Origin of the sequence: Pedobacter sp. ok626 (assembly GCF_900100435.1) — a bacterium.
Taxonomy (GTDB): Bacteria; Bacteroidota; Bacteroidia; order Sphingobacteriales; family Sphingobacteriaceae; genus Pedobacter.
This window is the reverse complement of record NZ_FNEX01000017.1, coordinates 85854-98614: the sequence shown is the minus strand read 5'-3', so window position 1 is coordinate 98614 and position 12761 is coordinate 85854. Positions and strand designations below refer to the sequence as shown.

Annotated in this window: 9 protein-coding genes; 6 read left to right on the top strand and 3 right to left on the bottom strand. The window is 40.9% G+C overall.

Annotation, left to right across the window (positions count from 1 at the left end):
- The first annotated feature begins 55 nt into the window (after positions 1-55).
- A complete protein-coding gene (locus BLS35_RS21485) occupies positions 56-724 on the top strand; it encodes a porin family protein (protein WP_090785409.1) in 669 nt (222 codons plus the stop codon).
- 93 nt (positions 725-817) lie between these two features.
- Positions 818-2458 carry an NAD+ synthase gene (locus BLS35_RS21480; protein WP_090785407.1) on the top strand — a complete coding sequence of 547 codons (1641 nt, stop codon included), beginning with the start codon at positions 818-820 and terminating at the stop codon, positions 2456-2458.
- On the opposite strand, the gene lnt is transcribed toward BLS35_RS21480, so the two are convergent.
- From lnt to rsmI, 3 genes are read right to left on the bottom strand one after another with little or no spacing between them, the layout of a single operon-like run.
- On the bottom strand, positions 2455-4074 hold the full coding sequence (lnt, locus tag BLS35_RS21475) for an apolipoprotein N-acyltransferase (RefSeq protein ID WP_090785405.1): 1620 nt from the start codon (positions 4072-4074) through the stop codon (positions 2455-2457). The genes BLS35_RS21480 and lnt overlap by 4 nt on opposite strands.
- Before the next feature lie 10 nt (positions 4075-4084).
- Positions 4085-4732 carry a PH domain-containing protein gene (locus tag BLS35_RS21470; protein ID WP_090785402.1) on the bottom strand — a complete coding sequence of 216 codons (648 nt, stop codon included), beginning with the start codon at positions 4730-4732 and terminating at the stop codon, positions 4085-4087.
- A 42-nt stretch (positions 4733-4774) separates the two neighbouring features.
- The gene (gene rsmI, locus BLS35_RS21465; protein ID WP_090785400.1) at positions 4775-5485 is read right to left on the bottom strand and encodes a 16S rRNA (cytidine(1402)-2'-O)-methyltransferase; all 711 of its coding nucleotides are present in this window, start codon (positions 5483-5485) and stop codon (positions 4775-4777) included.
- Positions 5486-5602: 117 nt separating this feature from the next.
- On the opposite strand from rsmI, the gene serS reads away from it, so the two are divergent.
- The 4 genes from serS (at position 5603) to BLS35_RS21445 (ending at position 12732) form a co-directional block, all read left to right on the top strand.
- Positions 5603-6874: a serine--tRNA ligase gene (serS, locus tag BLS35_RS21460; protein ID WP_090785397.1), complete on the top strand. Its 1272-nt coding sequence runs from the start codon at positions 5603-5605 to the stop codon at positions 6872-6874.
- A 236-nt stretch (positions 6875-7110) separates the two neighbouring features.
- On the top strand, positions 7111-8412 hold the full coding sequence (locus tag BLS35_RS21455; RefSeq protein WP_254779023.1) for a TolC family protein: 1302 nt from the start codon (positions 7111-7113) through the stop codon (positions 8410-8412).
- Between the two features lie 9 nt (positions 8413-8421).
- On the top strand, positions 8422-9537 hold the full coding sequence (locus BLS35_RS21450) for an efflux RND transporter periplasmic adaptor subunit (protein ID WP_090785393.1): 1116 nt from the start codon (positions 8422-8424) through the stop codon (positions 9535-9537).
- A gap of 15 nt (positions 9538-9552) precedes the next feature.
- The gene (locus BLS35_RS21445; protein ID WP_090785389.1) at positions 9553-12732 is read left to right on the top strand and encodes an efflux RND transporter permease subunit; all 3180 of its coding nucleotides are present in this window, start codon (positions 9553-9555) and stop codon (positions 12730-12732) included.
- Positions 12733-12761: the final 29 nt, after the last annotated feature.

The following is a 12761-nucleotide window of genomic DNA, read 5'->3' as shown; positions in this document are numbered from 1 at the left end:
TAAACAAATATAAACGAAGTTTATTCAAGCTTCAACACCTTAATATAAAAATACTATGAAAAGAACATTTGTCGGTCTACTGCTTTTATTTCTAACAAGTAATCTTTTTGCGCAGTTGCCTGCAATGCCTGAATATGATTTTCGACTTGGTTTGACTGCACATCCTACTATCGGTTGGATGAAAACTGAACCTGGTAAAAGCAGGGGCGTTTCTTTAGGCTTTTCTTATGGTTTACTTGCTGATTTTAATTTTGCTGAGAACTATGCTTTTGCGACAGGATTAACGATTACTACGATCAATGGAAAGAGTACTGAAATTAATGTTCCGCCTTACTATGATGGCTCGAATACACAAACTGCTTATGATTTGAAATATAAGCTTCAATACATCGAGATTCCGCTTACCGTAAAGCTTAAAACTGGTAAAATGGGCGATATAAAATGGTACGGACAGTTTGGTTTATCTAATGATTTCAATATTAGTGCTAAGCAAAGTGCTGAAGCTATTGGGAAAGCTGCCATTGATGATAAAAACATTTCTAAGCAAATCAACTTTTATAGAGCTGGATTGATAGTGGGTGCTGGTGGTGAAATCGACGTTGCTGATCATACGAGTGTTACGCTTGGGGTAACGTTGAACAATGGCTTTACTAATATTGCAGATGATAATAATCGTAAAGTGCGAAATCATTATCTTGGCCTTAATGTAGGTGTTTTCTTCTAATCAACACGACATCTTTATTACCGATCTAAAAAAAAATTATGAAACCATCATTTTTGATAGCTTCATCACCTTTAAAAAACAAACTATATACTGATGAAAATCGCGTTAGCACAACTTAACTATCATATAGGTAATTTCGAATACAATACAAATAAGATCATTGAGCACATTGAATTGGCGAAGGCCAAAGGTGCGGATTTGGTTGTATTTGCAGAATTGGCCATATGTGGTTATCCGCCACGTGATTTTTTGGAGTTTGATGAGTTTATTGAGCTTTGCGAAAAGGCTGCCGGAGAGATTGCTAAGCATTGCGTAGGTATTGCCTGCATTGTTGGCCTACCGGTTAAAAATGAAATATTAGCGGGTAAGGACTTGTACAATGCTGCTTATTTTCTGGAAGATGGGCAATTAAAACGAGTAGTTAAAAAGGCTTTGCTGCCTAATTATGATGTATTTGATGAATACCGTTATTTTGAACCGGCAAGTCATTTTGAGTGTGTCGATTTTAAAGGGATTAAGATTGCAGTAACCATTTGTGAGGATCTGTGGAATATCAATAATAATCCATTGTATATTTCTTCTCCTATGGATGAGTTGATCAGGCAAAAGCCTAAACTGATGATCAACATTGCGGCTTCGCCATTTTCTTATCTGCATGATGAAGAGCGTGTGGTTGTCCTTTCTGATAATGCGAAGCGATATAATATGCCGCTGTTGTATGTGAACCAGGTGGGTGCCCAAACCGAGATTATCTTTGATGGGGGGTCTTTGGCTTTTGATGCTAAAGGGAATCTGATTGATGAAATGCCTTATTTTGAGGAAGCGGTGCGTATTTATGAATTTGAAGACAACATCATCAAGGGACATGAACCTATGCCGCATCAGGCTGTACCTGACATAGAGCAAATCTATGAGGCCTTGGTGTTGGGTATTAAGGATTATTTTAGCAAATCGGGTTTTAGTAAAGCTGTACTTGGTTTATCTGGCGGGATTGACTCTGCTGTTGTTTGTGCATTGGCTGCACGGGCATTGGGTGCCGAAAATGTAATGGCGGTATTGATGCCTTCTAAATACTCTTCGGATCATTCTATTCAGGATGCATTAGATTTGGTTAATAACCTGGGTTGTCAACACGAAATCATTCCGATCAAGGAGGCTGCTGATGCATTTGATAGTATGATGGCACCTGCGTTTTTGGGACTTCCTTTTAACCTTACTGAAGAAAATATACAGGCCCGCTGTAGGGGAGTAATTGTAATGGCGATGTCGAACAAATTCGGTTATATTTTGCTAAACACTTCTAATAAAAGCGAGTGTGCAGTGGGATACGGGACATTGTATGGCGACATGTGTGGTGCGATAGGGGTGATTGGGGACGTTTACAAAACCCAGGTATACCAGCTTGCGCATTATATCAATAAGGATGGAATTGTGATTCCGGAAAATTCTATTGTTAAGCCACCTTCTGCCGAGCTTAGACCGGGTCAGAAAGACTCTGACTCTTTACCTGACTATGATGTACTCGATAAGATTTTGTTCCAGTATATCGAATTAAAACAGAGCTCATCCGGAATTATTGCCCAGGGGTATGATGAGGCATTGGTTAGAAGGATCATTAAGATGGTAAATTCCGCAGAATTTAAGCGTTATCAAACGCCACCAATCCTGCGGGTATCTCCTAAAGCTTTTGGTATGGGTAGAAGGATGCCTATTGTAGGTAAATATCTTTCTTAAGCTTTTTTAATCCATTTTCTGTAAGGGATAATCAAAGCCAATAGTAGGGCTGTTATGCATAAAAACTTAGCGATGATGTCGCCTGTTTTAACGTATAAAGTCAGTTCGTCATTTAGGTTAATGTCTGCCTTTAATGCGGTTCTTGTCCACCATTTGGCTTGCTCGATGACATCACCTTTTTGATTGATGAAGCATGAAATGCCGGTATTGGCCGAACGTACTACATAGCGACGGCTTTCTATGGCACGTAATTGCGCGTACATTAAGTGCTGATCTTTTCCTGATGTATTTCCCCACCAGCCATCATTGGTGATGATAGCGATGAACTGTGCACCGTTTTTAACGGCTTCTCCAATCCATTCGCCCCATAGAGATTCATAGCAAATGACAGGGGCTACACCGATGCCGCTGTAAGCGTAAAATACACCGGGTTTATCTTGCCATCCCCATCCGCCACCACTACCACCAAAACCTTCGAAAATGGGTCCCAGGATAGATAATGCAGCTGGAAAAGGCATTTTCTCTACGCCAGGAACCAACTTGGATTTATGGTAGAATTGTACGTTTGCAGAGTTCTCAACCTGCATGGCTGTATTAAAGCTGTCGAAATACACGCCGCTAGGATCTTGTTTCGCAGATACGGTTTGTTTATCGTTGTACAATTTTACGCTTTCAATTCCGGTGATGACAGTGCCATTCTTGTATTTTGAAAGAAACTGTTGTACGGTGTTGAAATCGGGGTTGCTACGGATTCTATCTTCGTCTGCATAATTAGGGATTGCAGTTTCGGGCCAGATAAAATACTCGGTATTGGGCTGCGCTATAGAGTCAGATAAATGAGTGAGTATATTCAACTGATCAGCTGCGGAAAGGCTGCCAAATTTTTGATAGGGATCGATATTTGGTTGTACAGTGACAACATTTACAGGGACCACTTTTTCTTTGTATTGGTAGTATTTTGCGAGCGACAGACCAATAGGCAATATCACTACCAAGGCCCAAAGCATCGCTGGTCTTAGTTTTAAATAGCCCTTTGCATCAGTTTTGAAGCGTTTGTAAGCTTCGAAAGCTAAAATATTACTGAGCAATATCCATACAGAACCACCGTAGACGCCAGTGTACTCATACCATTGCGCCAATTGGTGCATACCTGATAAACCATTTCCCAGTGTCATCCATGGAAATGCTAAATCCCAGCTTTGATGCAGGTATTCCATCGCTACATAAAATGAAATCAGACCAGCAGAAGCAATTTTTGTGTTGGTTACGCTCCGCAAACGGTAATACAACCAGAAAGCAAAGGTCATTAATAATGCGCCTAAGCCAAATGGAATGAGGGATACGAATGCGGATACAACAGGGTTATTTACTGCGCTGATGGCATTGTATACCCAGTAAATAGAAGCCGTATTCCAAACCAGAAAAGTTAGACCGGCAGTAAGGAAGACCTTTTTGCCTGTTTTTTCTGCTTTTCGAAGAATGATTTTATCCAGGGCAATTAAAAGAGGGACTAAGCCAACTAGAAGGAGCGGGGTGGTATAAGGAATTGGTGGCCAAGCCAGCCACATTAAAAATGCGCTTAACAAGGCCAGTGGGGCAGTATTTTTAAAGTTCATTAATCGATACTTATAAGCTATCTAATATATCTGCCTTTTTTGCTTCATATTCTTCCTGAGTAATCAGGTGTTTGTCGTACAAGCTTTTCAGTTTTCTCAATTTTAAAGTGGTCTCATCTTCAGGTTCTTCAACATGCTGAGGTGTTGCGGCTGGTTGTGAGAAGAGTGCTGCTGGTTCTTCTGAAACTGGTTCGGGTGTAACCGCATTTACAGTTACTGGTGAAGGAACAGATCTTCTTCCTTCCAGTTCTGTTTGTCTTTGCTGCTCTTTGAAATTTTCCAATTGCTCGTAAGCTGCCTGGTATAATTTGCGTGCCTGTACTTTAGGTATATACTCTGTGATGATGTTCTCGCCGTGTAAAGGCACACAGATGAATTTAGAACCAAAGATCTCTTCTTTAAAAGAAACCTCTTTCACGCTCTTCCAGGAAATGTCTTTGAAGTTCATGGTGATCCCGAAGTTACCCGGTTCGCAATAAAAAATGCGTTTATTACTTACGGCAATACAGTCAGGAAGCAAGTTTACGGCAGGTTTTTTCTGTACTGCCATATAAATGAGTTCCTCGTTGTTGGTGAGCATGTCGTTTAGTTTGCCCAATACTTTCTCAACAGCTTTTGGATCTTGTTCGTCACTTAAAAATCTATCTATTAAAATCATGATGTTTCTTTTTTATATAGGGGTATCAAAAATTGAACCCAATTAATCTTTATCGTATTTTGATTTTTTCTTTACTTCTTCTGCACCGGCGATACAAATTACAAATTCTCCTTTTAATATATTGTTTTCGAAATGTGATTTAATTTCTGCTAATGTGCCTCTAACTGTTTCTTCGTATAGTTTGGTGAGTTCGCGACTTACTGAGGCTTGTCTTTCTGCTCCTAAATACTGTGCAAATTCTTCCAGTGTTTTTAGCAAACGGTGTGGACTTTCATAAAATATCATGGTCCGCTCTTCGTCGGCCAGTTTTTTGAAACGTGTTTGCCTGCCTTTTTTTACCGGCAGGAAGCCTTCAAAAACGAATGCATCGCAGGGTAGTCCTGAATTTACCAGGGCGGGTACAAATGCTGTAGCACCGGGTAAGCATTCAACTTGTAGGTCGTGTTTTAAGGTTTCCCTCACCAGAAAAAAGCCTGGATCGGAAATGGCTGGTGTTCCTGCATCTGATATCAGCGCTACATTTTTTCCCTCTTTTAAAAAGCGGATGATTTCTGTAGTTGCCTGGTGTTCATTGTGCTGGTGATGGGAGTAGGCTTTTTTATCAATGCCAAAATGCTTTAACATAGGGGCGCTTGTGCGGGTGTCTTCTGCCAATATTACATCAGCCTCTTTTAAAATCCGTATGGCTCTGAAGGTCATATCCTCCAGATTACCAATGGGTGTAGGAACAAGAAAAAGTTTACCAGTTGTCATGTTATGCGTTCAAGGTTACTAACATCGCTTTTCGTTATCGGGGAATCATTGCATAAAACTCGCAACTCATTACTAATAACGCGTAACTCTTATTATCTTTGTTTAAAAAAATAAATAATGCTGCAAGTTAACTATATCCGCGAAAATAGAGCGAAAGTTTTGGAAGGCTTAACCCTGAGAAACTTTAAACAGCCAGAATTGGTTGATGAAATTATTAAAACCGATGAAGAAAGAAGACAAATCCAAACTTCATTAGATAATCTCTCTGCTATCGCAAATTCGAGCGCAAAACAAATTGGTGAGTTGATGCGTAACGGAAAAAAGGATGAGGCTGAGGCATTAAAAGCGGAAACAACTTCTAATAAAGAGTTGATCAAGAATTTATCTGAAGACTTCGCTGCCGCTGAAACGAAACTGCACAGCCTGATTGTACAATTGCCTAACCTGCCATATCATTTGGTTAAAGCTGGAAGTACACCGGAAGAGAATGAGATTGTTTCTGTGCATGGTGAGCCAGCCGCACTTGGTGAAAAGGCATTGCCGCACTGGGAGTTGACCGCTAAATACGATATTATAGATTTTGAGCTGGGCACAAAGATTACCGGCGCAGGATTTCCAGTTTATAAAGGTAAGGGTGCACGCTTACAGCGCGCATTGATTAATTTCTTTTTAGATCATGCTACGGCAGAAGGTTATAGAGAAATGCAGGTGCCTCACCTTGTAAACGAAGCTTCTGGTTTTGGTACTGGTCAATTGCCGGATAAGGAAGGACAAATGTATCATGTAGGTATTGACGGTTTATATTTGATCCCTACGGCAGAAGTTCCTGTTACCAATCTTTATAGGGATGTGATTTTAAAAGAAGAAGAGTTGCCGGTTAAGAATACCGCTTATACCCCTTGTTTCCGTCGTGAAGCAGGTTCATATGGTGCACACGTTCGTGGTTTAAATAGGCTTCATCAGTTTGATAAAGTAGAAATTGTACAGGTTGTTCATCCAGATCAATCTTATGAGGTACTGGAAAACATGAGTGCTTATGTTCAGTCTTTATTGCAAAAATTAGGTTTGCACTATAGAGTATTGCGCTTATGTGCTGGTGATATGGGCTTTACGGCTGCGATGACTTACGATATGGAGGTTTGGAGTGCTGCGCAACAACGTTGGCTGGAAGTGTCTTCAGTGTCTAACTTTGAAACTTATCAAAGTAACAGGCTGAAATTAAGGTTTAAAGGTGCGACTGGAAAAACTCAGCTTGCACATACTTTGAATGGAAGTGCATTAGCATTGCCACGTATTGTAGCTGCTATTTTAGAGAACAATCAAACGGAAAAAGGAATCAAGATTCCTGAAGCTTTGGTAAAATATACCGGCTTCGAATATATTGATTAAAAACACCTTTATTGTACAGTCGTTAAAATTAGGCGGCCGTTATACTGAATTGATTTTGGTATAACGGCCGCTTTTTTTATTGCATTTATATTTTTTTATTTAAAATCTTAGAACTTTATTGAGGCCTTATTTGTAGTTAAAGTGTTTATAGTGAGCTGGCTGAGAATACTTTAATCATTTTCTAATATATGAGACTACATCAATCGATTTTAATGTTTCTCCTTGGTCTACCTTGTATGATGTGCTCAGTCGCATTTGGACAAACAGGAGATAATAATAAAGTACTCAGCAACGCTTCTCTCCAGGAGATTATAAATTACGCATTAGCAAACAAGCCAGGGGTTAAACAATCCTTGATCGATGAAGAGATTGGTGAGCGGGATATTAAGTCGGCATTGTCTGGCTGGTTTCCTCAAATTAGCGGTGATGGTAGCTATAATTATAACCTGAAACAACAGGTGAGTACGCTGACCATGAATGGGGAGACTTCGCTACTAGTACTCGGTACAAAGCATACTTCTGCATTCACTTTACAGGCTGATCAAAAGTTCCTGGACGCTGGGCTAATTCAGGCTTCCAAAGCATCGAAATATTATAGACAACAGTATAAACAGAGCACAGAAAATACAAAGATTAATACCGTAATTAGCGTAAGTAAGGCTTATTTTGATGTACTGACCAGCAGGGAACAACTAAAGATCATTACTGAAAATATTGCGCGATTAGAGAAGCAGCTCAAAGATGCCAAGGCGCAATATGAAAATGGATTGGTAGACAAAACGGATTATCAACGGGCACAGATCAGTCTAAGCAATTCTAAAGCGGATAAAAAGCGGGCAGAGGAACTGATCAAGTATAAATACGCTTATCTTAAAGAGCTGGTCGGTTATGAGGGTGATAAAGAGTTTAGCTTGAACTTTGATGCGGTAAAGATGGAAAATGAAATTCTGATCGATACCAATCAAAGGGAGACTTATGAGAATAGAGTGGAATATCGGTTATTGCAAACTCAAAAGCAATTACAACGCCTCAATACCAGCTATAATAAATGGTCTTTCCTACCTAGTATCTCTGGATTTATCAATTACAATTGGAATTACCTCAACGACAATTTCAGCGACCTCTATGATAAAACCTACCCGAGCTCTTTATTTGGGCTAAAATTGAACCTACCTATTTTTCAGGGGACTAAAAGAATTCAAGAGCTTAAAAAATCGCAATTACAGGAGCAAAGGATAGATCTCGACCTGGTAAATACCAAAAATCAGATTAAAACTCAGTATGAGCAGGCGATGGCTACTTATAGGGCCAATTTGAATGATTGGAAGACGGCGGGGGCAAATGTGGAGATTTCCCGACAGGTATACCAAACGATCAAATTGCAATATGACGAAGGCATAAAAACTTATCTGGATCTGATGACTTCGGAAACAGATCTGCGTACCGCTCAGCTCAATTATTTGAATTCTCTGTACAGTCTTCTTTCTTCAAGATTGGATGTACAACAAGCATTAGGCACAATTACCGTAAACCAATAAAGTACTCAAATGAAGACGATTAATCACGTAAAACTTAGCATTGTTATTTTGGGGTCCATTTCTTTAGCGTCATGCGGTGGTGGAGATGAGGCTGCACAGCAACAGGGAGGGCCGCCTCCTGCAACACCGGTATCTGTTTATAAGGTGGTTGCTGAACCTGTTACAACGGTTGATACTTATCCCGGGGTAGTGGTGGCTCTGGATGAAGTGGAAATCAGGGCGCAGGTTGGTGGTTTTATTACTGCTATTTATGTGCGTGATGGACAAAAAGTAAGCAGAGGGCAGAAGCTCTACGAGATTGACCGGACAAAATATCTGGCTGCTTACAATTCTGCGAAAGCAAATGTACAGATGGCCCAGGCCAATCGTGATAAGGCAAAAAAAGATGCGGATCGTTATAAAAATCTGGCCGCTCAGGATGCGATAGCCAAGCAACGTGTGGATTATGCTTTAACGGATCTGGCCAATGCAGAATCGCAGGTGGCTGCGGCAAAAGCAACACTTTCTTCCGCAAATAACGATCTTCAGAATGCAGTGATTGTAGCTCCGCTAAATGGAACAATCGGGATTTCGCAAGTGAAAGTAGGTGCTTTGGTTGCGCCTTCTACCACGCTTTTAAATACCGTTTCTAAGGGCAATCCGATTGCGGTAGATATTTCTGTTAACCAGGCTGATATTCCTCATTTCCAGAAAATGAAAAATAACCCAGGGGCGATAAAAGACTCGCTCTTAACGATACAGCTCCAGGATGGCAGTTTATATACACGTCAAGGTAAGATTATAACGATAGACCGTGCGGTAGATCCTGCAACAGGAACGATAAAGGTTAGGGTAAGCTATCCGAATGAGGCTGGAAAGCTGATTGCGGGTATGACAGTAAACCTAAGAGTATTAAACAAATCTACAGAAAACGAATTGGTGATTCCGTATAAAGCAGTGATAGAGCAGTTGGGTGCCTATAATGTTTATGTGGTGGCTGACAGTAACAAGGCAGAGCAACGTATCATTCAGTTAGGTAAACAATTCGATAAAAGTGTAGTGGTGAAGGATGGGTTGAAGGTTGGAGAGTTGATTGTCGATGAAGGATCCCAAAATGTAAGGCCTGGTGCCGTGGTAAAATTTTAAAAGAATTCTAAGCTTATGATCTCAGAAGTATTTATCAGGCGCCCGGTCACGGCCATCGTTATATCCATAATAATTGTTGTTATTGGCGTTATTGTCATCACAACCTTGCCGATCAGTCAGTATCCAAGTATTGCACCGCCAACAGTAACCGTTTCTGGAGCTTATACCGGGGCTGATGCGCAAACGGTGGAGCAGACCGTAACTACTCCCATAGAAAGCCAGATCAACGGTACACCAGGAATGAAGTATTTATCTTCCAATAGTACCTCCGATGGACGTTCTTCGATTACCGTGACATTTGAGGTGGGGACGAATATCGATATCGCCGCTCTGGATGTGCAGAATAGGGTAGGTATTGCCGAACCCTCCCTGCCAGAAGCTGTTACCCGTTTAGGGGTGACCACTAAGAAAGCGAACAATGATATTTTGATGGTGGTGGGTTTGTATTCGCCGAAAGGAACTTATGACGATAAATTTATCTCAAATTATATCAACCTATATGTAAAGGATGCTTTATTACGTGTTCAGGGGGTTGGTGATGTACAGGCCTTTGGTCAGCCTTTTAGTATGCGGATTTGGCTTGATGCCAATAAATTGGCCAATTATGGCCTGACCCCAGCAAATGTATCTGCAGCTGTTCAGGAACAGAATATTAGGGTTCCTGGGGGAAGTGTAGGTGCGCCGCCACAACGAAACAATCAGACATTTGAATTTTCTGTGCTCCTTGATGGCGACTTGAATACCGTAGAACAGTTTAATAATATCGTAATCAAAACCGGGCAGGACGGTTCCGTTGTTTTCCTTAAAGACGTAGCAAGAATAGAATTGGGCGCCTTTAGTTATTCTATTAAGTCTAAAGTGAATGGAAAGGTGGCTTCCCTGATGATGATTAATCAGACTCCAGGTGGTAATGCTGTACAAACCGCAGATGGTATTCAAAAAGCATTGGAGCAATTAAAGAAATCTTTTCCAAAGGACCTGGATTATACCGTTCCTTACGAAACAGTTACTGTGGTAAAGATGTCGATTGAAGGTGTAGTACATACCTTAATTGAGGCATTAGTACTGGTTACATTGGTGGTGTTTTTCTTCCTCCAAAGTTGGCGGGCTACACTGATTCCTGTATTGGCAATTCCTGTTTCTATCATAGGTACTTTTATCTTTTTCACATTTTTCGGGTTCTCGATCAACGTATTGACCATGTTTGGTTTTGTGCTCGCGATTGGTATTGTGGTGGATGATGCTATTGTTGTGGTAGAGGCAGTGCAGCATTATATGGACCATGATGGCTTGTCTGCTCCGGAAGCGACCAGGAGAGCGATGAATGACATTACGGCGCCGGTAATTGCCATTGCCTTGATTCTAGCCGCCGTATTTATTCCGGTTGGATTTATTCCGGGAATGGTTGGACAGCTGTATCAGCAATTCGCCATTACCATTGCCGTTTCTGTATTGATTTCTGCCTTTATAGCACTTTCTCTTACCCCGGCCTTGTGTTCGATCCTGTTGACACCAATGAATTTAACTAAGGACTCGAAAGGGGTCAATAAATTCTTTTTTAAATTTAATAGGTGGTTTGCCAAGGTTACACATAACTACTCTATGGGGGTTAAAAAAGCCTTAAAATTGATTCCACTAGTGATGATTATTCTACTTTGTATTTACCTGGGAACTGGCGGTATGTTTGTGAAAAAACCAACTGGTTTTATCCCTAATGAAGATGCCGGAATCTTTTTAGTTGGTGCAAATTTACCTGAAGGTTCAGCTATGGTTCGTACAGATGCGTTTATTAAACGGATTACAGACAGTATACGCAATAATTACCCTGAAGTGGATAACATTACCTCATTAAGTGGTATCAATATCCTGAACAGGTCCTTTAAGTCTAATGCTGCTACCTTTTTTGTGCAGCTTAAAAATTGGGATGTTCGTAAAAGGGATGTGAATACAATAATGGCCGGTGTAAGTAAATCTTTTGCGGGTGATAAGGACGGTAGTGTTCTCGTGGTTTCGCCACCGGCAATCCCGGGGTTAGGGATTAGCGGTGGTTTTAGTTTGCAGATCCAGGAGAAACAGAGCGGCGACATTAAGGCGTTTGAAGCCAATGTAGGGAAATTCCTCGCTGCGGCAAATCAGCGACCCGAAATCGGCATGGCTTATACTTTGTTTAATTCCAGAACACCAAACTATAAGGTGCAGGTGGATCGGGAACAGGCAAAGAAAATGGGGGTTTCTATTGGTGCAATATATAGTACGATTTCGACTTATCTGGGCAGTAGCTATATCAATGATTTCACTAAATATGGAAGGAACTTCCGGGTGGTTAGTCAGGCCGATACCAATTATAGAACAAATATTGAAAATCTGAAGCACCTTCGGGTAATGAATGCCCAGGGTGTTCCTGTCCCGCTAAGTTCACTGGTTTCTTATAAGGTGATAGAGAATGCATCTATCATTAGTCACTATAACCTTTTCCGCTCGATAGAAATCGGGGGAGCAGCGAAGCCTGGGCGTAGTTCGGGTGATGCACTCAAAGCCTTACAGGAAGTGGCTGCGCGAACTTTACCTGCCAATTATGCGTATGATTTTTCTGGTTTGAGTTTGGAAGAAACGGAAGCGGGAAATAGTACTACAATGATTTTTTCATTGGTTATTATCTTTGTATTTCTATTACTTGCGGCCTTGTACGAAAGTTGGTCCGTTCCTTTTTCGATATTACTTTCGGTGCCGTTGGGTTTATTTGGAGCCATCCTGGCTTTAACCTTCCTGCCAAAATTAGACAATAACATTTATGCGCAAGTGGGTTTAATTACCTTGATCGGTTTGTCGGCCAAGAATGCGATTCTGATTGTTGAATTTGCTAAGGAGAGGGTAGACTGGGGAATGGAACTTATTGCGGCTACGATAGAGGCGGTAAGGTTAAGGCTTAGGCCAATTATTATGACTTCATTGGCCTTTATATTGGGTGTTATTCCGCTAATATTGTCTTCGGGTGCAGGTGCGGTTTCTCGTCAGACTATCGGCTGGACTGTAGCTGCAGGGATGCTATCGGCAACCTTATTGGCGATATTCATCGTCCCTGTATTGTTTGTTTTGATTACCAGATTTGCTTATGGTAAAAAGAAACTTGCCGAATTGCAAGCTTCCTATAAACCAGAAGATCATAAAAATACACTACATGCAGATGAGGATTAATATTGATTATAGTCTGATACTAAAAAAGC